We start from the raw sequence: 26,026 nt of genomic DNA, 5'->3' as shown, positions 1-26,026 counted from the left end.
GGCTGAACCGACGACGACCCCCGCCAATCCCCCCTGGCGGGGGTCGTCCAGTTCTGCGGGCCGCCCCGAACCTCCTCAGAGCCGCGATGGCCCCCGCCCAGCATGCCGGATCGCACCGACACCGAGCGGCCCCGCCGGCCCGGGCCACGCTGTTCATCCACATCGTGGTCCGGCCATCCACAGGTCCGTCGTCACTGTCCGGACCCCGGCCCGTCCGGTCGCACGCTGGTCCGGTGAGTCCGCACGAGGCGGATGGGCGAGCGAGAGGGCCGGAGGATGGACGAGCGGCGCGCACTGGTGATGGTCGAGGACCCGGACCTGTTGGACGCCCTGCTGCGGCTCGCGGCGGCGGCCGGGTGCGAGCTGCACCGGGCCCTGGACTCGGCCGACGCGCGCCGGCATTGGACGACCGCTCCCCTGGTGCTGCTCGACCCGCCGGCCGCCGAGCGCTGCGCACGCAGTCGGCTGCCCCGGCGCGATGCCGTCGTCGTCGCGGTGCGCGGGGAGCCGCCGCCCGCGGTGTGGGAGCGGGCGGTCGGGGTGGGCGCCGAGAACGTCGTGTCGCTGCCCGACGCCGAACCATGGTTGGTGGCCAGACTCGCCGAGGCCAACGAGGGCAGCCGGGGCAGCGGCGCGGTGCTGGCCGTCGTCGGTGGCCGGGGTGGAGCGGGCGCTTCCGTGCTGGCCACCGCCGTGGCGATCGCCGCCGTGCACGAGGGCGGCCGGGCGCTGCTGGTCGACTGCGACCCGCTCGGAGGTGGCCTCGATCTGGTGCTCGGGGCCGAGGACGTGCAGGGGTTGCGCTGGCCCGATCTCAGCGTGGCCGGCGGGCGGGTCCCGGCGACCGCGCTGCATGCGGCGCTCCCCGCGCCGGGCGTGGGGCAGCGGAGCGGCGGTGAGCTCGGCGTCCTGTCGTGTGACCGGTCCGAACGCGGCCCGTCACCGACGGCCGTCCAGGCCGTGATCGAGGCCGGGCGCCGGGCCGGCGAGACCGTCGTGTGCGACCTGCCCCGCTACCCCACCGACGCCGCTCTCGCGGCCCTCGACTCGGCCGACCTGTCGGTGCTGGTGGTCCCCGCCGACGTGCGGTCGTGCGCGGCGGCCGCCCGGGTCGCGGCCGTGCTGGCCGAACAACCGGGCCCCGTGCAGGTGGTCGTGCGCGGCCCGGCCCCCGGTGGGGTCGCGGCGGAGGACATCGCCCGGGCGCTGGGGCTACCGCTGCTGACCGGCATGCGTCCGGAGCCCGGGCTGGCCCGCGCCCTCGAACACGGCCGCCCCCCGGGCCGAGGGCGGGGCCCGCTGGCCGACGCCGCCCGGCTCGTCCTCGGCGAGCTCCGCGCCACTGTCGGCGACCGCGCCGGGGTGGCGTCGTGACCGAGCTTGCGAAGTCCCCGTTTCGGTACAGCTCCGGGCACGGCACCGAGGAGCGGCAGCGAGGACGCTCGGTGACAGCGCTGGTCGATCGGGTGCGTTCCCGGCTCGCCGAGTCCGGGGGTGAGCCGACTCCGGCGGCGGTCGCGGCCGCGGTCCGCGCCGAGGCCGGTGGGGTCGCCTCCGACCTCGACGTGCTGGCCGCCCTGCGCACGTTGCGCCAGGAGTTCGTCGGCGCCGGTCCGCTCGACGAGCTGCTACGCGATCCTCGCACCACCGACGTGCTGGTCAGCGGACCTGGCGCGGTGTGGGTCGATCGCGGAGCCGGGCTCGTGCCGGCCGATGTCCGCTTCCCGGACGAGGCCTCGATTCGGCGCCTCGCGCAGCGGCTCGCCCTCGCCGCGGGTCGCCGGCTCGACGACGCCAGCCCGTACGTGGACGGCTGGCTCGCCGACGCCGGGGTCCGGCTGCACGCGGTGCTCCCCCCGGTCGCCGCCGACGGGACGTGCCTGTCCTTGCGCGTGCTGCGCCCCGCCGCCCACGACCTGCCCGCGCTGCGCCGGCTGGGCACACTCGACGCCGACGGCGAGGCGCTGCTGCAGGCGGTCGTCGCCGCCCGGCTGGCCGTTCTCGTGTCCGGAGGTACGGGCAGTGGCAAGACGACACTGCTCACGGCGCTGCTGAGCAGCGTCGACCCGCGTGAACGCATCCTCGTCGTGGAGGACGCCGAAGAGCTGCGGCCGCGGCACCCGCACGTCGTGCGGTTGATCGCGCGGCCGGCGAACGTCGAGGGCGCGGGCGGCGTCGCACTGCGTGAACTGGTGCGCCAAGCGCTGCGGATGCGACCCGACCGGCTCGTGGTGGGCGAGGTCCGCGGCGCCGAGGTGTGCGACCTGCTGGCCGCGTTGAACACCGGGCACGACGGCGGCGCCGGCACCGTGCACGCCAACTCCGCGCGCGAGGTACCCGCCCGCCTGGAGGCGCTGGCCGGCGTGGGCGGGATGAGCCGCGCGGCCCTGCACAGTCAGCTGGCGGCCGCCGTCCAGGTGGTGCTGCACATGCGACGGCGCCCCACTGGCCGGGTGCTCGACGGCGTCGGTGTCCTGGAGCGCGACGGCGCCGAGGTCGCGGTGCGTCCGGCATGGAGCCGGGACGGCGGATGGGCGGCCGGCCGGGCCGCCCTCGGCGAGCTGCTGGCCGAGCGGGAGGTGCGGGTCCCGTGGTGAGCGCCATCCCCGTCGTGTTGCTGGCCGCCGCGGTGCTGTGCGCTCCGGGTCCGGGCGCGTCCGGACGCCTCGGCGCTCTGGCCGGAGTACCGCGGCGGGGGCGCGGGCCGCTGCGCTCCCCGGCGGGTGCCTGGCTGATCGCACTCGGGTCCGGGCTGGGGTTACTGGTGGGCGGCGTGGGCGGCGCGGTCGCGGGAGCTCTCGTCGCCGGGGTCTGGGAGCACCGCGGGCGGCGCCGTCGCGCCGAGCAGGTGGGGGCCGACGCGGGGGCCGAGCTGGCCGATGCGCTGGCCCGGATCACCGACGAGCTGCGAGCCGGCGCGCATCCCGCGGCGGCGCTGGCCGGGGTCGACGGTGACGGGCCGCTGGCCCGGGCCGCGCTCGGCCCGGCCGCGTCAGCCGCCAGGCTCGGCGACGGGGTCCCGGCGGCTCTCACCCGCTCCGCCGGGCACCCCGCGGTGGCCGCCGACATCGCCCGGATCGCCGGCGCCTGGGCGCTGGCCGAGCGGCACGGGGCACCGCTGGCGGACCTCCTCCAGGGCGCGTGCTCCGACCTCCGGTGGCGCGTCGCTCACGGCAGGCAGGTCCGTGCCCAACTGGCCGGCCCGCGAGCCACCGCGACAGTGCTCACGGCGCTGCCCGTCCTGGGGCTCGGGCTCGGGCAGTTGATGGGGGCCGACCCGCTGGGGGTCCTGCGCGACGGGTTCCCCGGTCAGGTCCTGCTCGTCCTCGGCGTGGGGCTGGTGGCAGCCGGGGTGCTGTGGACCGAGCACATCCTGCGCACGGCGGTGCCCCGATGAACGCCGCCACCCCTTCCATCGCCCTTGCTGCGGTGCTGCTGGCGGTTGCGCTGCTGGCCGGCGGCGGCCGGGCCGGTGCGGGCCGGCTGCGGGAGCTGGCCGCCGGGCCGGCCGCGGAGCCGGCGGCCGGTGAGACCGCACCGGTGCGCCCGGCATGGGCGGTCGGGGGCGGGCTCGCGGTGGCCGTGCTGGGCTGGGCGGCCGTGGGCGGAACCGGCGGAGCCCTGGTGGGCGTCGCTGCGGGCGTCGGTGCCGGGTTGGGCATCCTCCGGTGGGCGGCGCGACCGCGCCGTGACGACGCCGACGGCGCCCAGCTCGCCGGCGGGTGGGAGCTGCTCGCGGTCTGTCTCGAGGCCGGCCTCACCGTGCCGGTGGCGGTCCAGGCGGCGGCCGGGCGGCTGGCCGGGCGGGCCGGTGCCGAGCTGCGCCGCACGGCGGGACTGCTCGAGCTCGGAGCCGACCCCGCCGGGGCGTGGACCGGTGCCGAGGCCGTCCCGGCCCTGACGCCCTTCGCCCGGGCGGCCCGCCGATCCGCCGTCACCGGAGCCGCACTGGCCCAGGTCGCACGAACCGAAGCCGGCCGGCTGCGTTCGGAGCTCGTCGACACTGCCCAGGCGCGCTCGCAGCGGGCGGCCGTGCTGATCACCGGCCCGCTCGGGCTGTGCTTCCTCCCCGCCTTCCTCGTCCTCGGCATCGCACCGGTCGTGATCGGGCTGGCCGGGGAGGCGCTGACGCAGTGGTGAGCCCCGTGCGGCTCACGACCCACCCGATGAAGAAGGAGAAACCCGATGTTGCCACCCACGACGTCCGCACCGGCCGGGTCCCCGCACCTTTCGGGGGTGCCCGTAGCGGAACCCGATCTCCAGCCACGGCCCACCCGGGTCCGGGACCGGCTGCGGCGGCTCCACGCGGACGACGGCATGTCCACGGTCGAGTACGCGATCGGGACGCTCGCCGCCGCGGCGTTCGCGGCCGTCCTCTACACCGTGGTCAGCGGCGACTCGATCGTCAGCGCCCTCACCGCCCTCGTAGAGCGAGCGCTGTCGGTGACGTTCTGATGGCCGGCCGAGCCGATCGCGGGGCCGTGACCGTCGAGGCGGCCGTCGCGCTCGGCACCCTCGCGGTGACGACGGTCCTGGCGGTCGGCTCGGTCGCCACGGTCGTGTCGTCCGTCCGCTGTGTCGACGCGGCCCGCGAACTCGCCCGGCTCGCCGCCCGCGGGGAGGCCGATCGGGGCCGTTCGATAGCCGCCCAGCTCGCGCCGTCGACCGCGGCGATAGACCTGAGTGTCACCGGTGACGAGGTCACCGCGGTGGTCACAGCCACCCCGCTCGGCCCGTTTCCGGTGCAGGTGAGGGGCCGGGCGGTCGCGGTGCTCGAACCCGGAGTCGCCGGGGCCGCACCATGAAGCCGTCAGGGGCCGCTTCGACCTTGCGGTCGGATCGGGGCTCACGGCGGTCACCCGGCTGCGACGAGGACGCCGGCATCGCGACGGTCTGGGCGGCGCTGGCCGTGGTCGTCCTGCTCGTGGTGATGCTCGTCGGGCTCGACCTCGCCGCCGCCGTCGCCGGGCGCCACCGAGCCGCGGCGGCGGCAGACCTCGGCGCTCTCGCCGCCGCGGGTGCGGCGGTGCAGGGTGAGTCGGCCGCATGCGCGCGGGCCCGTCGCATCGCCGACCAGATGGGCGGCTCGGTCGCACACTGTGCGCTGTCGGGCTGGGATGCGCTGGTCGAGGTACGAATCGGCCGCGGGCTGGCCCTCCTCGGCCGTGCCGAAGCCACCGCCCGGGCCCGGGCGGGCCCACTGACAACCGAAGTGGCCGGCTCTGAAGTCATCCCATCGGTGGGCGGCCAGCCACAGTCCGTGACCGAGCCCGATCCGGGATCGGGAGACGCCACTCGACGGCCGCCGAACCTGGGCCTCGCAGAACACGCGGCGAGCGGTCGGCACTACCAGGTGAACGGCCGGAGGCGGCGATCATGGAACGGGGGAGGTCTATCACTCGACCGTGAGCTTGCTTACCGCCCCAGGAAATGCGCTCGTCGTTGCATCCACACCGATCGGCGACAACGACTGGCCTGCGACCGCCATCACGGGCCTACTAGAGGGCGTTCGACGGGCACCGGTCACAACCGGCCCGGAGATCACGAGCACGCTCCCCAGACTGCGGTGGGGCCGGAGCGCCTGATGACGCCGACCCCCCATTCGGCTCCACCGCATCCGGCCGCCGCTGGCCGGCCCGGCCCCCGACGAGCCGGCCGGCGGCGGTCATATCCCCGCTCCTCGGCCCGCGCTCGCGGGGCCCGGGATGCGTCAGGACCGCTCCCGGTCGAGCGCCGCGATGACGATGTCCAGAACCGCGACCGCGCCCACCTTGTCCAGAGGCACGTTGCCGTTGCCGCACTTCGGCGACTGCACACACGACGGGCAGCCGGCCCGGCACTCACAACCGGCGATGGCGGAACGGGTCGCCGCCAGCCAGTCGGCGAGCACCGCGTGGCCCCGCTCCGCGAGACCGGCACCACCGGGATGTCCGTCGTGCACGAAGACCGTGGGCAGCCCGGTCTGCGGGTGCAGCGCGGTCGACATGCCCCCGATGTCCCAGCGGTCGCAGATCGCGAACAGCGGCAGCAGACCTATGGCCGCGTGCTCGGCGGCGTGCAGCGCGCCGGGTATCCGGGCCGTCCGGATCCCCGCGTCGGCCAGCGCCTGTTCGTCGATCGAATACCAGACCGCGCGGGTGTCGAGCTCCTGCGCGGGCAGCTCCAGCGGCACCGTCTCCAGCACCGTCCCGTCCGGGGCGCGCCGCTGGTAGGCCACCACCTGGCTGGTCACCCTGGTGTCACCGAAGCAGACCTGCACAGGGCCGAGCTGCCGGTGGCCGCGCACCGCGACGATCTCGACGTCGGAGGTCGAGCGGGCATCGGTCCGCCAGTCGGGGGCCTCCGCCCGGACCATGGCCACCCCGGCCTCGAGGTCCAGCGACTCGACCACGTAGCTCTCCCCACGGTGCAGGTACACCGCGCCGGGGTGGGCCGTGGCCGGTGCCGAGCCCGCCTCCACCGTCCCGAGCATCCGGCAGGTGTCGCTCTCCACGACCGCCACCTGTCCGAGGCCGGAACCGCGGATGTCGACCGACGCGGCCGGCTGCTCCCTGGTCGAGGGCCAGAACCAGCCGGCGGGCCGGCGGCGCAGCACGCCGTCCTCCACCAACTCGTCGAGCACCGCACGTGCCGGTTCCCCACCGAACACCGTCTCCACGTCGTGCCCGGTCAAGGGCAGCTCGGCGGCCGCGCAGACCAACTGGGGGGCGAGCACGTAGGGATTGCTCGGGTCGAGCACGCAGCTCTCCACCGGGGCGCCGAGCAGCGCTTGCGGATGGTTCACGAGGTAGGTGTCCATCGGGTCGTCGCGGGCCACCAGCACGACGAGCGCTTCGTCACGCGCCCGACCGGCCCGGCCGGCCTGCTGCCAGAACGATGCGCGGGTGCCGGGGAACCCGGCCACCACGACCGCGTCCAACCCGGCGACGTCGACGCCGAGCTCGAGCGCGTTGGTCGTCGCCACCCCGAGCAATTCGCCGGCGGCCAGCGCCGACTCGAGCGCGCGGCGCTCCTCAGGCAGGTAGCCGCCGCGATAGGCGGCGATGCGGGGCACCAGTTCCGGGTCGACGTCGACGACCGCTCGCTGGGCACCCAGCGCGGTCAGCTCCGCCCCCCGGCGGGAACGGACGAACGCGAGCGTGCGTGCACCCTCGACGACCAGGTCGGCCAGCATCCGTGCCGACTCGGCCGCCGCCGGTCGACGCACCGGCGCCCCGTTCTCACCCATCAGCTCGGGCAGCAGCGGCGGCTCCCACAGGGCGACGGTGCGGCCCGCACTGGGCGAACCGTCCCGGGTGACGGCGACGACGTCGCGGCCGGTCAGCCTGCTGGCGAAGGCGGCGGGCTCAGCGACCGTGGCCGAGGCGAGCACCAAGGTGGGTCGCGCGCCGTACCGCGTGGCCACCCGCAGCAGCCGGCGCAGCAGCAGCGCAACGTGGGATCCGAACACACCCCGGTAGGTGTGGCACTCGTCGAGCACTACGTAGCTCAGCCGACGCAGGAAGCCCGCCCACCGCCCGTGCCGCGGCAGCAGCGAGCGGTGCAGCATGTCGGGATTGCTGAAGATCCAGCGCGCGTTGCGGCGGGCCCAGTCGCGCTCCTCCTTCGGGGTGTCGCCGTCGAACGCCGCGGGCCGCACCCCGTCCAGCCCCAGGGCGGTCAGCGCGCGAAGCTGGTCGGCAGCCAGCGCCTTGGTCGGCGAGAGGTAGAGCGCCGTCGCCCGCGGATCCGTCGCGAACCGGGAGAGCACCGGCAGCTGGTAGACCAGCGACTTGCCCGATGCAGTCCCGGTGGCCACGACGACGTCGTGTCCGGCATGGGCCAGCTCCGCGCCTTCCGCCTGATGCGTCCACGGGGCCTGCACCCCGGCCCCGCGCAACGATTCAGCGACACTCTCAGGCACCCACGAGGGCCACGCCACGGAAAGACCTGGCCGGGGCGGCAGCCGCACGGCATGCCGCAGCGGACCGCCGTCCGGAACGCCGTCCCCGTCCGTGTCGTCCGGGAAGCCGTTGTCAGGTGTCCCCACTGCGCATCCGGCGCTCAGCGCCGCGGCGGGGTCGGCCCCCGAGCCGGCCAGCACTCGACGCAGGAGCAGCTCGCCCCGACCCGTCGCGTCGGCCGACAGACCGCCTCGGCCAGGACCACCTGCGTCCGTCAACCTGCCCACACCATCGAGACTGACACACCGCGCCGACGGTCAGCCCAGCGCCGCGCCACCTCCGTCGCGATGGTGCTCGACGACGAGGCCGCAACCGCCGCCGGGGCCACCGCGGCACAGGCCCGGGCCGACCGCCTCGGGCCCGGGCCCGGCTGAAGCCGGTGCCGTCATGCAAGAGAGTCGGCAGGCTCGTGGTGGTCCTCGCGCCCGACGCCGGCTCGGGACGGCTCGGCTGCCGGCTCGGGACCGCCCGCACGGCGGGTAGGCCACCGGACAGCTGCGAGCGCGCGGCTAGCCGCTGCCGGTTCGGGACCGATGGCGTCGACGAGCAGCCCGTTCAGTCACTGTTCGTGGTGATCATCAGGCCCGCCCGCAGTGCGGCCACGACACACGTGATGATCGCCACGTACCGGCACCTCGATGCGACGCCTGTCATCACGGACCAGTCACGAATCAGACATTGCCCGAGTTCAACAGCTTGACCTCCGTGCAGGATTCGTGACGATATCGTTATCTGTCCCCCGGCGGCCCCGGCCGGTGCTATGAAAATCACATCTCGCTTCTAGACTGCATCCGCCCGCATCTCGCCTACCAGCGGTGACAGGCGGGTTGACGCCAGGGGTGCCGTCACTTCCTGGTGAGAGAAGTCCCACTGAACCAGGAGGACGGATGTCCGTGTCCACCCTCGCGCAGGGCCTCGAGCTCACGGCGAGTGACCGCGTCGTCGTCGGCGTGGTCGCGGTGGTCGCGCTCGCTGCCCTGGCCATCGGCTACATGCTGCTGCGGGAGGTGCTGGCCGCAGGCCAGGGCACCTCGAAGATGCAGGAGATCGGTCGAGCGGTCCAGGAAGGCGCCGCGGCGTACCTCAACCGCCAGTTCCGCACGCTCGGCATCTTCGTCGTGATCGTGTTCGTGCTGCTGTTCGCGCTCCCCGCGGACGACCTCGGCGAACGGATCGGGCGGTCCATCTTCTTCGTGATCGGCGCGGTGTTCTCCGCGACGATCGGCTACCTGGGCATGTGGCTGGCCACCCGCGCCAACATCCGGGTCGCCTCGGCGGCCCGCGAGCCGGGGGGCCGTGAGAAGGCCACCCGCATCGCGTTCCGGACCGGAGGCGTCGTCGGCATGTTCACCGTCGGCCTCGGCCTGTTCGGGGCCGCGCTGGTCGTGCTGGTCTACGCCGGCCAGGCCCCGAAGGTGCTCGAGGGCTTCGGCTTCGGTGCCGCGCTGCTCGCGATGTTCATGCGGGTCGGCGGCGGCATCTTCACCAAGGCCGCCGACGTGGGCGCCGACCTGGTCGGCAAGGTCGAGCAGGGCATCCCCGAGGACGACCCCCGCAACGCCGCCACCATCGCCGACAACGTGGGCGACAACGTCGGTGACTGCGCCGGCATGGCCGCGGACCTCTTCGAGTCCTACGCCGTCACCCTGGTCGCGGCCCTCATCCTGGGCACCGCGGCGTTCGGCCTGCAGGGCCTGCTGTTCCCGCTCATCGTGCCCGCCATCGGCGTGATCACCGCGGTCATCGGCGTCTACATCACCCGCACGCGCCAGGGCGAGAGCAGCCTGACGACGATCAACCGCAGCTTCTACATCTCCGCGGTGGTCTCTGCGATCCTCTGCGTCGTCGCGGCCTACCTCTACCTGCCGAGCACGTTCGGCGATCTGAACCCGACCGACACCGGCGTGCTCGCCGACGTCGCCGAGGGCGGGCTCCAGGACCCGCGCCTCATCGCCTCGATCGCCGTGATCATCGGGATCGTGCTGGCCGGCCTCATCCTGTGGCTCACCGGCTACTTCACCGGAACCGAGGACAAGCCGGTCAAGACCGTCGGCGAATCCTCCCTGACGGGTCCGGCCACGGTCATCCTGGCCGGGATCTCGATCGGCTTCGAGTCCGCCGTGTACACCGCGTTGGTGATCAGCGCGGCCGTCTACGGCGCCTTCGTGCTGTCCGGCTCGATCACCGTGGCGCTGTTCGCGGTGGCCCTGGCCGGCACCGGCCTGCTCACCACCGTCGGCGTCATCGTCGCGATGGACACCTTCGGGCCGGTCTCGGACAACGCGCAGGGCATCGCGGAGATGTCCGGCGACGTCGAGGGCGAGGGCGTGGACATCCTCACCGAGCTCGACGCGGTCGGGAACACCACCAAGGCCATCACGAAGGGCATCGCGATCGCGACGGCGGTACTCGCCGCCACCGCGCTGTTCGGCTCCTACCGCGACGCCTTCACCCAGGCGCTGGCCAAGGCCGGCGTGGCGCTGCAGGACGCGGGCACCGCGTTCGCCACCGAGGTGTTCGCCCCGAACACCCTGGTCGGCGTGATCATCGGCGCTTCGGTCGTGTTCATGTTCTCCGGTCTGGCGATCAACGCCGTGACCCGGGCCGCGGGCGCGATCGTGTTCGAGGTGCGGCGCCAGTTCCGCGACAACCCGGGGATCATGGAGGGCACGGTCCGCCCCGAGTACGGCCGCGTCGTCGACATCTGCACCCGCGACTCGCTGCGTGAGCTGGCCACCCCCGGCCTGCTGGCGATCTTCGCCCCGATCGCCGTCGGCTTCGGCCTCGGCATCGGCCCGCTCGCCGGCTACCTGGCCGGCGCCATCGCGTGCGGCACCCTGATGGCCATCTTCCTCGCCAACTCCGGTGGCGCCTGGGACAACGCGAAGAAGCTCGTCGAGGACGGCAACCACGGCGGCAAGGGCTCGCCGGCGCACGAGGCGACCGTCATCGGCGACACCGTCGGCGACCCGTTCAAGGACACCGCCGGCCCCGCGATCAACCCACTGATCAAGGTGATGAACCTGGTCTCCGTGCTGATCGCCCCGGCTGTCGTGGCCTTCTCCGTCGGCGACACGGCGTCGACCCCGGTCCGGATCGTCATCGCGCTGGTCGCCGTGGGGATCATCGTGGCGGCGGTCATGGTCTCCAAGCGGCGTTCCACCGCCATCGCCGACACCCCCGCGGAGAAGCCGGTCGGCTGATCGGAGCATCCGCGCGGTCCGTTCGGAGGCCGCCCGTTCCCCTGGGACGGGCGGCCTCCGCCGTACCCGGGTACTTCAGTAGGGTCCATGGGCCCGAGGCGCCGGCCGAGTGCCGCGCCCTCCGCCGTCGCTGCTCGCCGGAAGGGGACAGATGAGGCTTCCCAGGTCCGTCGGTGCGATCGGCGCGAGCCTGACGGTTCTCCTCGTCGCCGGGTGCGGCGGTGACGCCGAAGCCGTCACGTGGTCGGACCAGGTGTGCGGTGCGATGGTCGCCTTCCGGGACACGGTCTCCAGCGCCGCCGCGAAGGTGACGGCCACCGACACCCCCGCCAAGGTGCAGGAACTCGCCGACTTCACGGGCAACGCCGTCACCGCCGCGCAGGGTGCCATCGCCGACCTCGACGCCGTCGGCGATCCGCCGGTCGAGGGCGGCGACACCGTCGTCACCACGCTGAAGCAGCGGATGACCGTCGTCCGGACGACCTTCGCGACCGCGAAGTCCCAGATCGACGTCGTCGACGTCGGCGGTCCCGACGCCGAGGCCGCGCTGCGGTCCGCTGTCGCGCCCCTGCAGAACCTCACGAGCCTGCCCGACCCGGCCGCGACCCTGGAGGCCAATCCCGATCTCCGGGAGGCGCTGAGCGCCGCGCCGAGGTGCCGGGATCTACGGCAGGACGGAGCCGGCGGCTGATCGATGATCACGATCAGGCGAACGCGCGCCGGTGCCGGGTTCGGACCCGGCAGACTGAGGCACCCCACCCCGAACTGGAGCCGGCCCATGCCCTGCGCCACCCGTCCTGCTCGCCTCGCCACGCTGCTCGGGGCACTGTTCGTCGCCGCGGGCTGTTCCTCGGGCGTCGGCTCCGCGGCACAGGGCGACGCCGTGCAGTGGACCGACGACGTGTGCGGGGCGGTCCTGCAGTTCACCGAGGCCGCCTCCACCCAGCCGAGTCTCGACGCCGCCGACCCGGCCGGGGCGCTGCGGTCCTTCTCCACGTACCTCGGCAGCACCGGCGCGGCCGTGCAGGGCTCGATCGACGCGCTGGGCCGGGTCGGGCCGTCGCCCGTGGCGGGCGGTGACGCGGTCGTCGCCGACCTCACCGAGACCCTGACCCGGTTCAAGTCCTCGTTCGAGTCCGCCCGCACCCAGATCGACGCGGCCGACTCCGCCGATCCGCAGGCCCTGTCTGCCGCCTTCGCCCCGTTGCAGGAGCTCGAGAACCTCCCCAGCCCCGCGACCGGGCTGGAGGCCAACCCCGAGCTGAACAGTGCCGCCGAACAGGCGCCGAACTGCCAGAAGGTACGCAGCGCGACCGGCGGCTGAGCGGCCGCGACCCCGGCGGCCCGCCACGCGGGCTCCGGGCCGGCCGGTGTCCGCGCGGTGCGCGAGCGGCGCGTCCCGACGGGCCGGTTGCTGCAACCGGGATGCGGCGCAGGCAGACTGTCGGGCGATCAGGTCCCTTCCCCCGAACCGGGAGCCGGCACATGTCCCGCACGACCCGCCTCGCCGTCGTCGCGGCCGTGCTGAGCACACTGCTGCTCGGCGCCGGTTGCACCAGCGTCGTCGCCGGCTCACCGGCCGCCGACCCGGGGCCCGTGCCCACCGAGGGCCCCGGTAGCGACCCGGTGGCGTGGGCCGACCGCGTGTGCGGCTCGCTGCTCACGTTCACCCGGCCGGCCTTGAACGAGCCCGACTTCACCTCCTCGTCGGACCTCCCGGCCATCAAGCAGGTGCTCAGCGAGTATCTGGGGAGCATCGTCACCGGCATCCAGCAGAGCCTCAGCGAGCTCGGCGGAGTCGGCCGTTCCCCGGTCACCGGCGGCGACGAGGCGGTGACCCGGATCGACGGCGTGCTGCGCCAGTTGGAGCTCGACATCAGCACCGCCAAGGGCAAGGTCGATGCGGCCGATCCGAACGACCCGAACGGATTCCAGGCCGCCCTGTCCGAGGCGGAGGCCACCCTGAACGAGATCACGGCGCCGGATGCACTGGGCGATCTCGGGGCGCTCCCCCGGCTGGACAAGGCGGCCGAGCGGTCGGCGAACTGCCAGCAACTGGGCGCCCTCGGAACCGGCGGCTGATCCGTCCGGCGCACGGGAGCGTCTCCCGGTCGGGTTCGCCCGGCGCGTCCCCGCACCATGATCGAACAACTGTTCTACCGTACGGAGCGTGTCCCAGCTCTCGCTGTTCTCCGCGGAGGCGCGCCCGGTGCGGGTGAGCGACCTGGCCGGCCTGCTCTGCGGCCCCGGTCAGATCGTGCGCTTCGGGACCGGGGACACCGCTCGGCTCACGACGGTCCTTCCCGATCCGGACCGGGCGCCCGCCGTGCGCGCCGTCGCGGCCACGACGGGTATCCGCCTGGAGCCGGCGACCACCGAGAGCGGCGCCGCGGCGCTGCGGACGGCATTCCGCTGCGACCTGGTCGCGCTCGCCCGGCAGTGGACGCGCGGCGCCGTGAAGGCGGTGCCCGACCGCTTCCAGCTCGACGGGCCGCTCCTGCGGCTGTGGGCCCTGGCCGCGGGCCGGCCCGACCATCGGGGCGGTTTCCTGCTGTTCCTGGACCCGCACGCCCCCGAGACGCACCAGCCGCTGATCGCCGCGGCCACCCGGGCCGGGCTCCCGCCTGCCCGGGTCGAGCCGGTGGACGGGGAATGCGGACCGAGCGGGCCGGCGTTGCGTATCAGTGGAACCCGGCGTATGCAGCGGCTCGTCGAGCTGGTGGGTCCGCCGCCGATCGGGGTACCCGCCGCCGCCTGGCCGCGGTACTGGGGTCGCAGCGAGGCTTGACGCCTGGTTAGGCTCCGCTCGTCGCGTCTACTCGGGCCGTGATGAATGCGACACACCGGGTGAGTGTGCGAACGTGAGTTCCAGACCCCGCCGTACAGGGATACTGACGGCCCCGCCTCCGGACGGGTAAGGGGTGACTCGACAGGCCGGGTCCGGCGCGATGAACGCGCGGTCTCCCGGCCAGGGCGTGCCGATGGGCGACGCTCCCGGCGACGATGGAGTAGGACCAAGGTGGCAACCGGAACGACGAGCTCGAAGGCGGCAGCGGCCACCCGCAGCAGTGCGGGCGGGAGCCGCCGCAACGGCACGCCCGCCTCGACCGAGGCCGGGCGCCCGACACGTCGGCTCGTGATCGTCGAGTCGCCGACCAAGGCGAAGAAGATCGCGCCTTACCTGGGCAGGGACTACGTGGTCGAGTCCTCGGTCGGGCACATCCGCGACCTGCCCCGCGGTGCGGCCGACGTGCCGGCGAAGTACAAGGGTGAGTCCTGGGCCCGGCTCGGTGTCGACGTCGACAACTCCTTCGCGCCGCTCTACATCGTGACGCCGGAGAAGAAGGGCAAGGTCACCGAGCTCAAGGACGCGCTGAAGGGTGTCGACGAGCTGCTGCTCGCGACGGACCCCGACCGCGAGGGCGAGGCGATCGCCTGGCACCTGCTCGACACGCTCAAGCCCAAGATCCCGGTGCGCCGGATGGTCTTCCACGAGATCACCGAGCCCGCGATCCGGGCCGCCGCGGAGAACACCCGCGAGCTCGACCAGGATCTCGTCGACGCGCAGGAGACGCGGCGCATCCTCGACCGGCTCTACGGCTACGAGGTCTCCCCCGTGCTGTGGAAGAAGGTCATGCCGAAGCTCTCGGCGGGCCGCGTGCAGTCGGTGGCGACGCGGCTCATCGTGCAGCGCGAGCGCGAGCGGATGGCGTTCGTCTCGGCGGAGTACTGGGACATCGCGGCCACGCTCGATGCGGGTGCCGACGCGAGCCCCCGCCGGTTCGGCGCCCGGCTCGTGTCCGTCGACGGCACGAAGGTGGCCACCGGCCGCGACTTCGGACCCGACGGGCAGCTGAAGACCACCGACGGCTCCGTCCGCGTGCTGGACGAGGCGAGCGCCCGCCGGCTGGCGGAGGCGCTCGACGGCCGCGACCTGACCGTGTCGAGCGTCGAGTCGAAGCCGTACACCCGCAAGCCGTACGCGCCGTTCATGACCTCGACGCTGCAGCAGGAGGCCGGGCGCAAGCTGCGGTTCTCCGCCGAGCGGACGATGCGCAGCGCGCAGCGGCTGTACGAGAACGGCTACATCACCTACATGCGGACCGACTCGACGACGCTGTCGGAGTCGGCGATCCAGGCGGCCCGCTCCCAGGCCCGCGAGCTCTATGGCGACGCCTACGTCTCGCCTTCGCCGCGGCAGTACACCCGCAAGGTGAAGAACGCGCAGGAGGCCCACGAGGCCATCCGGCCTGCAGGCGAGACGTTCCGGACCCCGGGTGAGATCGCCCGCGAGGTCGAGGGCGACGACTTCCGGCTCTACGAGCTCATCTGGCAGCGCACGGTGGCCTCGCAGATGGCCGACGCGCGCGGTACCACGATGAGCGTGCGGGTCACCGGCACCGCGGCCACCGGCGAGGAGACCACGTTCGCCGCGTCGGGCCGCACCATCACCTTCCCCGGCTTCCTCAAGGCCTACGTCGAGACGGTCGACGACCAGACCGGCGGCCTGGCCGACGACGCCGAGTCGCGGCTGCCGGAGCTGACCCAGGGCCAGGCCGTCACCGCGACCGAGCTGAACCCCGACGGGCACTCCACCAACCCGCCCGCCCGCTACACCGAGCCGAGCCTGGTCAAGGCCCTCGAGGAGCTGGGTATCGGACGGCCGTCGACCTACGCGTCGATCATCAAGACCATCCAGGACCGCGGCTACGTCTGGAAGAAGGGCAGCGCCCTGGTCCCGTCGTGGGTCGCGTTCTCCGTGGTCGGGCTGCTCGAGCACCACTTCGGCCGGCTGGTCGACTACGACTTCACCGCCGCCATGGAGGACGAGCTCGACGCCATCGCGTCCGGGACGCAGGCCCGCACGGACTGGCTGTCGGGCTTCTACTTCGGCGCCGCCCAGGGCACCGAGGGCTCGGTGGCCCGGGCCGGCGGGCTGAAGAAGCTGGTCGGGGTGAACCTCGAGGAGATCGACGCCCGCGAGATCAACTCGATCCCGATGTTCGGCGACGTCGTGGTCCGGGTCGGCCGTTACGGGCCGTACCTGGAGCGCGTCGTCGACGGGACGTCGCAGCGGGCCAACCTGCCCGATGACCTGCCGCCGGACGAGCTGACCGCGGAGATCGCCGAGCAGCTGTTCGCAGTGCCCGCCGAGGGCCGTGTGCTGGGCACCGACCCGGTGACCGGGAACGAGATCGTCGCCAAGGAGGGCCGCTACGGGCCCTACGTGACCGAGATCCTCCCCGAGCCCGCCGAGGCCGAGTCGAGCAACGGGACCAAGAAGAAGGCCGCCGCCAAGCCCAAGCCGCGCACGGGGTCGCTGTTCAAGACCATGACCGTGGAGACGGTGACCCTGGAGGAGGCGCTGCGGCTGCTGTCGTTGCCGCGTCTGGTGGGCATCGACCCGGAGAGCGGTGAGGAGATCACCGCGCAGAACGGCCGCTACGGCCCGTACCTGAAGAAGGGCACCGACTCACGGTCGCTGACCAGCGAGGATCAGCTGTTCACGGTCACGCTCGACGAGGCCGTCGAGATCTACAAGCAGCCGAAGCAGCGGGGACGTCGCACGGCCGCGGCCACCCCGCCGCTGCGCGAGCTGGGCAAGGACTCCGCGACGGGCAAACCGATGGTGATCAAGGACGGGCGGTTCGGGCCGTACGTCACCGACGGTGAGACCAACGCGTCGCTGCGCAAGGGCGACAGCGTCGAGGAGATCACCGACGAGCGCGCCTCCGAGCTGCTGGCGGACCGGCGGGCGCGGGGAACGGCGCCGAAGAAGACGACCGCGCGAAAGGCCCCGGCCCGCAGGAAGGCCCCTGCCAAGTAGCGCGGGCCGCCACCGTTGCAGGAGGGCCGCTTTCACGCCATCTCATGGCCTGGAAGCGGCCCTTCCTGCATTGCCGGGTCAGCTGGGCTGGAGCAGTGCCTTCACCGCAGCCGCGACCCGGCCGCCGTCGGCGCGACCGGCCACGGCGGCGTTCGCGCGCTTCATGACCTGACCCATCTGTCGCGGACCGGGCTGCTCCCCGGTCTCCGCCGCGACGTCGGTGACGGCCTGACGGGCCAGTTCGGCGAGTTCGCCGTCGGAGAGCTGCGCGGGCAGGTAGCGGGCCAGCACCTCGCCCTCGGCGCGCTCCTGCGCGGCGAGCTCCTCGCGGCCGGCGGCGGCGAAGGCCTCGGCCGACTCGGCCCGCTTCTTCGCCTCTTTGGTGATCACCTTCAGCACCTCGGCGTCGTCGAGCTCGCGAGCCTCGGTACCCGCGACCTCGGCGTTGCCGATGGCGGTCAGCGTCATGCGCAGGGTGCCCTTGACCAGCTCGTCGCGCGCCTTCATGGCGGCGGTCAGATCGGCGCGGAGCCGGTCCTTCAATTCGCTCACGGGCGTGAACGCTAGTCCACCCCGGCGCCGACGTACCCTCCAGTCGTGAACAGCTGGGCTCGGTTCGTGGTGGGTGCGACGACGACGGGAGTGGCGACGATCGCGTACGCGGCCGGCGTCGAGCGGCGCCGCTGGACGCTCCGGGAGGCGACCCTGCCGGTTCTCCCGGTGGGTTCGCGGCCGTTGCGGATCCTGCACATCTCCGACCTGCACATGACGCCCGGGCAGGCGAGCAAGCAGAGGTGGGTGGCCGAGCTGGCCGCGCTGAAGCCCGACCTCGTCGTCAACACCGGGGACAACCTCTCCCACGCCCGCGCCGTGCCGAACGTGGTGGCCGCGCTGGGACCGCTGCTCGAACGGCCCGGGCTGTTCGTGTTCGGCAGCAACGACTACTTCGGCCCGACGCCGAAGAACCCGCTGCGTTACCTGCGCCGGACCGAGCGCCGGATCCACGGCGAGCCGTTGCCCTGGCGCGACCTGCGGGCGGCGCTCGTGGAGCGGGGTTGGGAGGACGCGACGCACAGCCGGGTCACGCTCGACGTCGACGGGATCCGGGTCGCCGCTGCCGGTGTCGACGACCCGCACCTGAGCCTGGATCGGTACGACCGGATCGCGGGCGGGCCCGGCACGAACGCCGACCTGCGGCTCGGCCTCACCCACTCCCCCGAGCCGCGGGTACTCGACGCGTTCGCCGCCGACGGCTACGACCTCGTGCTCGCCGGACACACCCACGGCGGGCAGCTGCGGGTGCCGGGCATCGGCGCGCTGGTCACCAATTGCGGGCTCGACCGCTCGCGGGCCCGGGGCGCGTCCCGGTGGGGCGCCCACACCTGGCTGCACGTGTCGGCCGGCCTGGGCACCTCGCCGTTCGCCCCGGTGCGGTTCGCGTGCCCGCCCGAGGCCAGTCTGCTGACCCTCGTGCCACCTCCGATCGGGTCCCAGGGGCAGAAGACCACCCCCGCGTCGGCCGCTGCGGACGTCGGCTAGACTTCTCCACGGCCGCCGGGAAGCAAGGCGGTCATCGGGGTGTGGCGCAGCTTGGTAGCGCGCTTCGTTCGGGACGAAGAGGTCGCAGGTTCAAATCCTGTCACCCCGACCACACGAAGGCCCTGGTCACAGCCTCCCTCGGGAGAGCCGGACCAGGGCCTTCGTCGTTGCATGCGATGAGCAGCGGGAGCGCGCCGCCGGCCGCCGTGCCAGGCCGTAACGGGCTCAAAATCCACTACGAGCCCCTTCGCGTGGCGCACCGGCCATCCTGATCGGTGGGCGCCTCGAACCCCGGCGGAGTCCACGGACGAGAGGTCAGATCATGTCCACCATCGCGGACACCAAGGACCTGATGCGACGCTTCGAGAGCGCCATGAACACGCGTCGGCTGGACCTCCTCGACGAGATCATCTCGCCGGACGTCGTGCGCCGCTGCGAGGCGACGCCGGCGTTCGAGGTCACCAACCTCGATCAGCTCAAGGACTTCCTGCGGGCCGACGCCTCGGTGTTCCCTGACAACAAGCAGACGTTCGAACACATCCTCGTGGACGGGGACATGGTCGCCATATGGGCGACCTACGAGGGCACGCAGAGGGGCTGGATGGGCCCGTTCCCGCCGTCCGACAAATACGCGAAATTCAGCTTCTCCGGGGTCTTCCGCATGGAGAACGGAAAGATCGCGGAATGGTGGGTGACCTGGGACAACATGTCAATTCTGGGACAGCTCGGACATCTCCCCGGCTAGCCTTTCGGTGAACTAGACGGCCAATCGAACGGTCGCCGTGTCCTGGCCCAGTACGACCTCGATACCGGAGAGAAGCCCATCGAACGGCGGTGGATCGCGCTCGCCGGCCTGCTCGAGGCGCGTGCGGCCGCGCCGGTCGCGGCCGCACGCGGGGTCGATGGCGCCGCGGGCGATGTGGCAGACCAGCGCACCGGGCTCCTCCCACATGTTCAACGTCGCTTCGACCGTTTCCACCATGATCGCCGCGACCGCCTTCGCAGTTCCGCTGAACTGGCGGGCCACCTCTTCCGATGCCAGTCGCTTCGCCAACGCGTAGGCGAGGAGGGTGACGTGACTGAGGCCGCTGTGGTCGATGCGGGTACGGACCCAGAAGGGGCGCTCACCTGCTCCGGCATGGTCGTGGCTCGGGGATGGCCGATCGGCCACGTGGCTGCCCTCCCGTCCAGCACCGGTCGGTCATGGCCGGGGGCGGGCGGCGTTCCGATCAGACACCCCTGATGGGTCAGGAGCCGGTGAGCGCCACGAACTCAACCCCCCAGATTTCTCACCTGCCGGCGGATCGGATCTCGTCGGCGAGGAGGTACTCGTTGTCCAGGTAGTGGGGGCTCTCCAACACGATGCCGTCGTACCGGGCCAGGTCCGCGATGAAGTCGGGAGCGATGAGCGGCTCGGTCCAACTCATGTCCGCCCCGATCCGGGCGAAGGTCCGGCGCTGCCGCTCGTAGGTCGTGGTCGCCCAGTCGTCCCAGAACTTGAGCATCACCTCCGAAGCGGATCCCCCCGCCTGCAGGTGGCTACCGCTCGGCCCGGTGATGGTGGCCACCGGCCCCGGCGCAGACCTGTCGCCTTCAGACGTCATCGGGACGACCCCTTCCAGGTGAAAGCGAGCACGCTAGCCACCACCCGGCACCCGCACCTGGGCCCGTTGGATCGGTGTCACGGGCCGGCTTCGTCCTGGAAGGGCTACCCGCGGCCGGCCGCCGCCGGTGGCTGGCCGACGCCTCGGAGGCCCGCATCGAGTCCTCGTCGGTCGCGACGATCTTCCCAGCGGCGCTGGTCGCCGCGGGCGGGTGGCTGTGGGTCCGGCTGGCGCTGTTCGGCCCGGACCATGTAACGGGCGTCCTGCGGCGGGACTGCAGGCGAGCCCGTGCGTGCCGGTCTGCGCGGACCTGGCCGGCGCCGCCGTCCAGGTACGGGAGCGGCCACCGATGGTGGTTCGGGAGCTGAACCTGCCGCTCAGCCCACGGACGCCTGCGGTGGCCCGGCGCGCGACCCATGAAGCGTGCCGGGCACGGGATGTCCCGGACGTGGGCGAGGCCGCCTTGGTGGCCGGGGAACCAGGCTCTTGACGTGGGGAACTGGTGGCCGACGTGGTGACGCACGCGCTGACACCGACCCGCCTGCTGCTCGAACTGGACGGCGACGAGCTGCGGGTCATCGCGCAGCGGGGGTTCGAACGACCGCTCCTGGAGTTCTTCGACCTCGTCGCCGACGAGGGATCCGCGTGTGGCATCGCGATGAACCGCACCAGACGGGTCGTCGTCCGGGACGTCGAACAGAGCTCGGTCTTCCGCGGCATCCCCGCCGGGGCGATCATGCTGGATGCGGGCGTGCGCGCCGTCCGGCCCATCCCGTTGATCGGCTCGTCCGGTCGTCGTCCGCTCGGTGTGTTCTCGACGCACCACCGCCGCCCCGGCAGCCGAACACCCGCGAACCGGGTGCTGTCCCTGCTCGCGCACCGGGCCGCCGCGTGGCTGGAGTCGGTCGACGGTACCCGCCCCGACGACACGCTCGGCCCTGCATGAGGTCCGCCGCGAGGTCTGCCGCTCAGGAGTGACCGCGACCGCCCGGCTCGACCACGCCCCGCCCCGGTTCGACGACGTCCGCAGACCGCCGCCGGTCGGCCAGTCCGTGCAGCGTGTCGCGCAGGCCGGTGAGCTCGTCCAGCAACGGACGGTATCGGCCCGTCATGGCGCGTGAAGCGGCATAGAGGGCGAAGCACAGCTGCCCGTCCACCGTGAGGTCCGGTCGCGCCTGCCCGGTCACCCCGTGAGCCTAGGGCGCCCGGGCCGGAGCGGGCCCGCGGCCGGTGGCCCCGACGCACACGTCGGGGCCACCGGGACCGCTGCGGCGGGTCAGCCCTTGTTCGCGAGCTCCTGCTGGTACCGCTCGGTCATCAGCGCCACCGCGGTGTTCTGCGTCTCGGCGTGCGCCTCCCGGGTGTCGCTGGCCCGCTTCTTCGCCGCCAACGTCCCCTCCGCCTGGCCCTGGAAGTGCGGGAACACCTGCTGGGCGATGAGCTCGTAGGAGCGCTTGGTGGCCTCCGGGTTGGCCCAGTCGTGACCCATGAGCAGCATCGCCCCGAAGCCGCCGTTGGACTGGTCGACGAGCTTCTGCACCTGCGCCCGGGCGTCCTCGACGGTGCCGATCGCGCCGATGCCGGCCTCGTTGACGAAGTCGATCATCTCCTTGAGGTTGCCGCCCTGGACCGCCATCTGCGGGAACGCGGCGACCTTCTGGAAGTAGTTGAACCACTGCTCGATGCCGAACTCGACATCCCGGTAGGCCTGCTCGCGGGTCTCGGCGATGTGCATGAGCCCGACCAGGCGCCACCCGGACCGGTCGGGCTTCGGCTGCCCGTGGTGCGCGGCCCGCTCCTCGACGACGCCCCAGTGGTGGGCCAGCGCGTCGAACCCGTCCTGGGTCAGGGTCGCGCCGATCGACAGGAGGCCGGTGCCGTGCTGGCCGGCCAGTCGCGGTCCGGTCGGCGAGGCGACCGCGGCGACGGCGATGTCGAAGCACGGGTCGCTGTAGGGGCGCAGCTGCAGCTGGGCCTCGACGAGGTTGTGCGTGCGGGTCTGCTGGGTGACGACCTCACCGCGCAGCAACCGCATGATGATGTCGAGGTTCTCGGGCAGCAGCTCGCGGGTGTCGGTCGGGTTCAGCCCGATCATCGCCGAGTCGGTGGGCAGCGAGCCCGGGCCGACGCCGAGCATCGCGCGGCCGCGGGTGAGGTGGTCGAGCATGACCATGCGATCGGCGACCCACAGGGGGTTGTGGTAGCTGATCGACGTGACGCCGGTGCCGAGCTTGATGTGGCGGGTCCGCTCGGCGGCGGCCGCGATGAAGATCTCCGGCGAGGCGATGATCTCGCTGCCGGCCGAGTGGTGCTCACCGATCCAGGCCTCGTCGTACCCCAGCCGGTCCAGGTGCTCGACCAGCTCGAGATCGCGTTGCATCGCCAGGGTGGGGTTCTGCCCGGCGGCATGGAAGGGGGCGAGGAAGGTGCCGAACCGCAGTCTGCTCATGGTGGTGCTCCTGGCTCGTCGCTGATCGTCGATGGGCGTGCGGCGCACGTGGGCCCGCCGCCAGTGCCCCGATCATGACGTGCATCACGGCGCACGGAGTGTGCGGAAAGTTGACACCGGCCGGCCGCCCGATCGTCCACAACGGACACGCGGCCGCCGGACGGCCGTCTGGGACGGATGTCTAGAGTCGATCACATGGGGCATCGCGAGGACCTGCTGGCCGGCGCCAAGGAGTGCTTGTACGACAAGGGGTTCGGACGCACGACCGCCCGCGACATCGTCGCCGCCTCGAAGACCAACCTGGCCTCCATCGGTTACCACTTCGGATCCAAGGAAGCCCTGCTCACCGAAGCGCTGGTGCAGGCGACCGCCGAGTGGGGCGAGGAGCTCGAACGGGCCCTGACCGTCGATCCCGATCCGGCCGACGGCCCGATGGAACGGTTCGAGCGGACGTGGACGCGGGTCATCGACCTGTACGCGACGCACCACCGGCTGTGGTCCATCGCCGTAGAGGGCATCGCGCAGGTCGGGCGGATCCCCGAGATGCGCAAGGTGCTGGCCGAGGCCCAGGACATCGCCCGCGAGGAGCTGGCGCTGACGTTCCACACCAGCGGCGACGACGACGAACGGACCCGGGTCCTCGGCGCCGTCTACCAGGCGCTGCTCACCGGGGTCATGGTCCAGTGGCTGGTCGACCCGGGGACCGCCCCGTCCGGGCGTGACCTGGCCCAGGCCCTCCGCATGATCGCCGGGGCCGGTGAGCTGCGCGGGTGAGCGCCGGAGGGCCCCGGCTCAGCCGGCGCGGTCCAGGCGGTGCCTGCTCAGGAAGTCCAGCACGACGCGGGTCGCCTCGGCCTCGAACTCGAACGGGTAGCCGTGCCCGGCCCCGGGCAGCATCCGCAGTTCGGCGCCCGGGATGCGACCGGCCAGCAGTTCGGCGTTGCCCGGCAGGTTGAGGACGTCCTCGTCGCCGTGCAGGACCAGCGTCGGGACGCCGATCCGTGGCAGCTCCGCCCACGAGTCGTGGCCCTCGCTCGCGCCGTAGTGCAGCCTGCGCGCCGACGCCGAGAGCGGGTTGTCCACGAAGAGCGCCCGCACCAGGTCGGCGTGCGCCGCCGCCCATTCCGACGTGAAGAACAGCGGCCCCCACTTGGCGAGCGCATCCTCCTCGTCCCGGGGCGGGCGGACGAACGCCGCGGTCACCGCGGCCGGCCGCCGCACGCCGTGCGCCTTGCCCGGGGTCGTCCCGCCGAGCACCAGCCCGCCCAGCCGGTCGCCGTGGTCGATGCCCAGCCACTGCGCGATCCGCCCACCCATCGAGTGCCCGTAGACGTGCGCCCGTGGGATGCCCAGATGATCGAGCACGGCGACGGCGTCGGCGGCCATGCCGCGGGTCGTGTAGGGCGGGTCGTGCGGGACGTCGCTGCGGCCGGTGCCGCGGTGGTCGTAGACGACCACCCGGTGCGCCGCCGCGAACCCGTCGCGGATCGGGTCCCAGAACCCGTGGTCCAGCCCCTGCCCGCTGACCAGCAGCAGCGGCTCACCCTCCCCGATCTCCTCGAAGTACAGGCGGGTGCCGTCGGGGGTCACGGCGAAGGGCACGGGCGGACTCCGGGAGTGGCGGACGGGATGGGATGTCGGCTCAGCGGTCGTCCGGCCGGCCGATGCCGGAGAAGTACAGCAGGAGCAGCACCGCTGCCGGCGGGGCGGCCACCCAGACCCACCACGGGTGGATCCACTCGCCCGTGGTCAGCACGAGCAGGCCCCAGATGACGAGGTTGACCGCGGCGATGCTGCCGAAGACGATGCTGAGCACCCGCATCGCGGTGCCGCCACCGGTCGCGGAGAACACGGTCCCGCGACCTTTGGCCGGGGTCGGCGCCGGCAGGTCGGCCGCCGGCCCGGCGAGCTCGCCGCGGGTCTTGGCCGCCCACACGGCCTGCACCCGGGAGTCGAACTCGGTGAGATCGATCAGCCCCTCGGCGTGAGCCTGGCGCAGCCGTTCCTGCACGGCTTCGCGGTCGGCGTTCGAGACTCGCAGCTCCTCGGGGCGCACAGGCTCGCTCACGCCGCCATCGTGCCACGATGATCGAGTCCGTCGACGGGGATGAACACGCTGCTCCACCCGGAGCAGCATGGGTCGCTATTGCATCTATGCGAATGTTTGCATAGATTGGGCGCGTGGGTGCAGGACACGGTCATGGGCACGGGCACGGCGGCCTGGCAGCGGGCAGCGCGTCGGGACGGCACGTGCGGCGGCTCTGGATATCGCTCGGCGTGCTGTCCGTCTTCCTCGTCCTCGAGGTCGTCGTCGGGCTGGCCACGTCGTCGTTGGCCCTGCTCTCCGACGCCGGGCACATGTTCACCGACGTCCTCGGTGTCGGCATGGCGCTGGCGGCGATCACCGCCGCCCACCGGACCACGGCCTCGGACAGCCGCACGTTCGGGCTCTACCGGGCCGAGGTGCTCGCCGCGCTGGCCAACGCGGTCCTGCTGTTCGGGGTGGCCGGCTGGGTGATCGTCGAGGCCGTCCAGCGCTTCGACGACGCCCCCGAGATCCCCGGGCTCCCCCTGATGCTCACCGCCGCTGCCGGCCTGGCCGCGAACCTCGTCGTCTTCGGCCTGCTCCGGCAGGGCGCGAAGGAGAGCCTCAACCTCCGCGGCGCCTACCTCGAGGTGCTGGCCGACACCCTCGGCTCGGTCGGCGTGCTGCTGGCCGGTGCGGTGGTACTGCTGTTCGGCTGGCACTGGGCCGACCCGGCGGTCGCCGTGGCGATCGGCCTGTTCGTGCTGCCGCGCACCTGGAACCTCGCCCGCCAGGCGGTGCGGATCCTGGTGCAGGCCGCCCCCGCGCACGTCGACGTCGCCGCGATCCGCAGCGAACTGGGCGAGCTTCCCGGGGTCGAGGACGTGCACGACGTGCACGTGTGGACGCTGACCTCGGGCATGGAGGTCGGCTCGGCGCACCTGAGCGTCGACGCGGCCTGCGACCCGGCCGTCGTGCTGTCCTCGGCGCGCGACCTGCTCGCCGACCGGCACGGGATGGCCCACTTCACGGTGCAGGTCGAGCCGCCGGGCGCCCGGACCCGCTGCTCCGAGCTGAGCTGGTAGGGCCCTAGCCGCGCGGGGCGTACATGATGATCCCGACGCCGATGAGGCAGATGGCCGCGCCCAGGTAGTCGAAGCGGTCGGGGCGGAAACCGTCGGCGACGATCCCCCAGGCCAGCGAGCCGGCCACGAAGACCCCGCCGTACGCGGCCAGGATCCGGCCGAAGTTCGGGTCCGGCTGCAGCGTCGCGACGAAGCCGTACGCCCCGAGCGCGAGCACCCCGACGCCGACCCACAACGGCCCACGGTGCTCGCGGACTCCCTGCCAGACCAGCCACGCCCCACCGATCTCGGCCAGCGCGGCGAGCAGGAACAGCAGGACCGAGCGGGCCACCGACCAGACCGTCACGAGG

General features: G+C 73.0%; 26 protein-coding genes, 1 tRNA gene and 1 pseudogene. 19 read left to right on the top strand and 9 right to left on the bottom strand.

Annotated elements, in window-relative coordinates; genetic code table 11:
* Window positions 1-276 precede the first annotated feature (276 nt).
* The 7 genes and pseudogenes from ssd to HF519_RS32675 all read left to right on the top strand — a co-directional run.
* Window positions 277-1,374: a septum site-determining protein Ssd gene (ssd, locus tag HF519_RS03560; RefSeq protein ID WP_281358401.1), complete on the top strand. Its 1,098-nt coding sequence runs from the start codon at window positions 277-279 to the stop codon at window positions 1,372-1,374.
* 71 nt (window positions 1,375-1,445) lie between these two features.
* On the top strand, window positions 1,446-2,597 hold the full coding sequence (locus tag HF519_RS03555) for a TadA family conjugal transfer-associated ATPase (RefSeq protein WP_169410200.1): 1,152 nt from the start codon (window positions 1,446-1,448) through the stop codon (window positions 2,595-2,597).
* Window positions 2,594-3,397, top strand: a complete 804-nt coding sequence (locus HF519_RS03550) for a type II secretion system F family protein (RefSeq protein ID WP_312859871.1) — start codon at window positions 2,594-2,596, stop codon at window positions 3,395-3,397. The genes HF519_RS03555 and HF519_RS03550 overlap by 4 nt, the downstream gene beginning before the upstream one ends.
* Window positions 3,394-4,140 (top strand): type II secretion system F family protein, encoded by a 747-nt coding sequence (locus HF519_RS03545; protein ID WP_211169476.1) that lies wholly within the window; start codon window positions 3,394-3,396, stop codon window positions 4,138-4,140. The genes HF519_RS03550 and HF519_RS03545 overlap by 4 nt, the downstream gene beginning before the upstream one ends.
* Window positions 4,141-4,290: 150 nt before the next feature.
* The gene (locus HF519_RS30910; protein ID WP_246242367.1) at window positions 4,291-4,455 is read left to right on the top strand and encodes a DUF4244 domain-containing protein; all 165 of its coding nucleotides are present in this window, start codon (window positions 4,291-4,293) and stop codon (window positions 4,453-4,455) included.
* A gap of 26 nt (window positions 4,456-4,481) precedes the next feature.
* Window positions 4,482-4,805: a TadE family type IV pilus minor pilin gene (locus HF519_RS03535; protein ID WP_312859870.1), complete on the top strand. Its 324-nt coding sequence runs from the start codon at window positions 4,482-4,484 to the stop codon at window positions 4,803-4,805.
* Window positions 4,802-5,140: pseudogene (locus HF519_RS32675) on the top strand (Rv3654c family TadE-like protein); the annotation flags it as partial. The gene HF519_RS03535 and the pseudogene HF519_RS32675, both read left to right, overlap by 4 nt.
* A 570-nt stretch (window positions 5,141-5,710) precedes the next feature.
* Here HF519_RS32675 and HF519_RS03525 read toward each other — a convergent pair.
* The gene (locus HF519_RS03525; protein WP_169410162.1) at window positions 5,711-8,029 is read right to left on the bottom strand and encodes a DEAD/DEAH box helicase; all 2,319 of its coding nucleotides are present in this window, start codon (window positions 8,027-8,029) and stop codon (window positions 5,711-5,713) included.
* A gap of 801 nt (window positions 8,030-8,830) precedes the next feature.
* Between HF519_RS03525 and HF519_RS03520 the strand changes: the two genes are divergently transcribed.
* From HF519_RS03520 to topA, 6 genes are all read left to right on the top strand, one after another.
* Window positions 8,831-11,146 carry a sodium-translocating pyrophosphatase gene (locus HF519_RS03520; RefSeq protein ID WP_169410161.1) on the top strand — a complete coding sequence of 772 codons (2,316 nt, stop codon included), beginning with the start codon at window positions 8,831-8,833 and terminating at the stop codon, window positions 11,144-11,146.
* A gap of 151 nt (window positions 11,147-11,297) precedes the next feature.
* Window positions 11,298-11,837, top strand: a complete 540-nt coding sequence (locus HF519_RS03515; RefSeq protein WP_169410160.1) for a hypothetical protein — start codon at window positions 11,298-11,300, stop codon at window positions 11,835-11,837.
* An 87-nt stretch (window positions 11,838-11,924) separates the two neighbouring features.
* A complete protein-coding gene (locus HF519_RS03510; RefSeq protein ID WP_169410159.1) occupies window positions 11,925-12,470 on the top strand; it encodes a hypothetical protein in 546 nt (181 codons plus the stop codon).
* Between the two features lie 161 nt (window positions 12,471-12,631).
* Window positions 12,632-13,228, top strand: coding sequence for a hypothetical protein (locus HF519_RS03505; RefSeq protein WP_169410158.1), 597 nt, complete (start codon window positions 12,632-12,634; stop codon window positions 13,226-13,228).
* An 88-nt stretch (window positions 13,229-13,316) separates the two neighbouring features.
* Window positions 13,317-13,934 (top strand): hypothetical protein, encoded by a 618-nt coding sequence (locus HF519_RS03500; RefSeq protein WP_169410157.1) that lies wholly within the window; start codon window positions 13,317-13,319, stop codon window positions 13,932-13,934.
* Between the two features lie 348 nt (window positions 13,935-14,282).
* Entirely contained in the window at window positions 14,283-16,973 is a 2,691-nt protein-coding gene (gene topA, locus HF519_RS03495; protein WP_312859877.1) for a type I DNA topoisomerase, read from the top strand.
* A 78-nt stretch (window positions 16,974-17,051) separates the two neighbouring features.
* Here topA and HF519_RS03490 read toward each other — a convergent pair whose 3' ends face one another.
* Window positions 17,052-17,525 carry a GatB/YqeY domain-containing protein gene (locus HF519_RS03490; protein ID WP_169410155.1) on the bottom strand — a complete coding sequence of 158 codons (474 nt, stop codon included), beginning with the start codon at window positions 17,523-17,525 and terminating at the stop codon, window positions 17,052-17,054.
* Window positions 17,526-17,570: 45 nt separating this feature from the next.
* Between HF519_RS03490 and HF519_RS03485 the strand changes: the two genes are divergently transcribed.
* From HF519_RS03485 to HF519_RS03475, 3 genes are all read left to right on the top strand, one after another.
* Window positions 17,571-18,512: a metallophosphoesterase gene (locus HF519_RS03485; RefSeq protein ID WP_169410154.1), complete on the top strand. Its 942-nt coding sequence runs from the start codon at window positions 17,571-17,573 to the stop codon at window positions 18,510-18,512.
* A 35-nt stretch (window positions 18,513-18,547) separates the two neighbouring features.
* Window positions 18,548-18,624: transfer RNA gene (locus tag HF519_RS03480), tRNA-Pro, on the top strand.
* Between the two features lie 210 nt (window positions 18,625-18,834).
* Window positions 18,835-19,257, top strand: a complete 423-nt coding sequence (locus HF519_RS03475; protein ID WP_169410153.1) for an ester cyclase — start codon at window positions 18,835-18,837, stop codon at window positions 19,255-19,257.
* Window positions 19,258-19,269: 12 nt separating this feature from the next.
* On the opposite strand, the gene HF519_RS03470 is transcribed toward HF519_RS03475, so the two are convergent.
* A complete protein-coding gene (locus tag HF519_RS03470; RefSeq protein ID WP_169410152.1) occupies window positions 19,270-19,683 on the bottom strand; it encodes a hypothetical protein in 414 nt (137 codons plus the stop codon).
* A 118-nt stretch (window positions 19,684-19,801) separates the two neighbouring features.
* Window positions 19,802-20,116, bottom strand: a complete 315-nt coding sequence (locus HF519_RS03465) for a hypothetical protein (protein ID WP_169410151.1) — start codon at window positions 20,114-20,116, stop codon at window positions 19,802-19,804.
* A gap of 502 nt (window positions 20,117-20,618) precedes the next feature.
* Here HF519_RS03465 and HF519_RS03460 point away from each other — a divergent pair.
* Entirely contained in the window at window positions 20,619-21,062 is a 444-nt protein-coding gene (locus HF519_RS03460; RefSeq protein WP_169410150.1) for a hypothetical protein, read from the top strand.
* Window positions 21,063-21,084: 22 nt separating this feature from the next.
* Here the strand turns inward: HF519_RS03460 and HF519_RS32155 are convergent, their stop codons facing one another.
* Both HF519_RS32155 and HF519_RS03450 read right to left on the bottom strand, forming a co-directional pair.
* Window positions 21,085-21,303, bottom strand: a complete 219-nt coding sequence (locus tag HF519_RS32155) for a hypothetical protein (RefSeq protein ID WP_281358400.1) — start codon at window positions 21,301-21,303, stop codon at window positions 21,085-21,087.
* A gap of 89 nt (window positions 21,304-21,392) precedes the next feature.
* Window positions 21,393-22,565, bottom strand: a complete 1,173-nt coding sequence (locus tag HF519_RS03450; RefSeq protein ID WP_169410149.1) for an LLM class flavin-dependent oxidoreductase — start codon at window positions 22,563-22,565, stop codon at window positions 21,393-21,395.
* Window positions 22,566-22,760: 195 nt separating this feature from the next.
* Here HF519_RS03450 and HF519_RS03445 point away from each other — a divergent pair, with 195 nt between their 5' ends.
* Window positions 22,761-23,339: a TetR/AcrR family transcriptional regulator gene (locus HF519_RS03445; protein ID WP_169410148.1), complete on the top strand. Its 579-nt coding sequence runs from the start codon at window positions 22,761-22,763 to the stop codon at window positions 23,337-23,339.
* Between the two features lie 18 nt (window positions 23,340-23,357).
* Here HF519_RS03445 and HF519_RS03440 read toward each other — a convergent pair whose 3' ends face one another.
* On the bottom strand, window positions 23,358-24,167 hold the full coding sequence (locus HF519_RS03440) for an alpha/beta fold hydrolase (RefSeq protein WP_169410147.1): 810 nt from the start codon (window positions 24,165-24,167) through the stop codon (window positions 23,358-23,360).
* A gap of 40 nt (window positions 24,168-24,207) precedes the next feature.
* Window positions 24,208-24,633, bottom strand: a complete 426-nt coding sequence (locus HF519_RS03435) for a DUF1707 domain-containing protein (RefSeq protein ID WP_211169475.1) — start codon at window positions 24,631-24,633, stop codon at window positions 24,208-24,210.
* 113 nt (window positions 24,634-24,746) lie between these two features.
* On the opposite strand from HF519_RS03435, the gene HF519_RS03430 reads away from it, so the two are divergent.
* On the top strand, window positions 24,747-25,676 hold the full coding sequence (locus HF519_RS03430) for a cation diffusion facilitator family transporter (RefSeq protein ID WP_169410145.1): 930 nt from the start codon (window positions 24,747-24,749) through the stop codon (window positions 25,674-25,676).
* Window positions 25,677-25,680: 4 nt separating this feature from the next.
* Here the strand turns inward: HF519_RS03430 and HF519_RS03425 are convergent, their stop codons facing one another.
* Window positions 25,681-26,022: a YnfA family protein gene (locus HF519_RS03425; RefSeq protein WP_312859869.1), complete on the bottom strand. Its 342-nt coding sequence runs from the start codon at window positions 26,020-26,022 to the stop codon at window positions 25,681-25,683.
* Window positions 26,023-26,026 lie beyond the last annotated feature (4 nt).

Source organism: Pseudonocardia bannensis, assembly GCF_012911875.1.
Lineage (GTDB): Bacteria > Actinomycetota > Actinomycetes > Mycobacteriales > Pseudonocardiaceae > Pseudonocardia > Pseudonocardia bannensis.
Note: the sequence above shows the minus strand (reverse complement) of the source record. Positions and strands in the feature narration are given on the sequence as shown.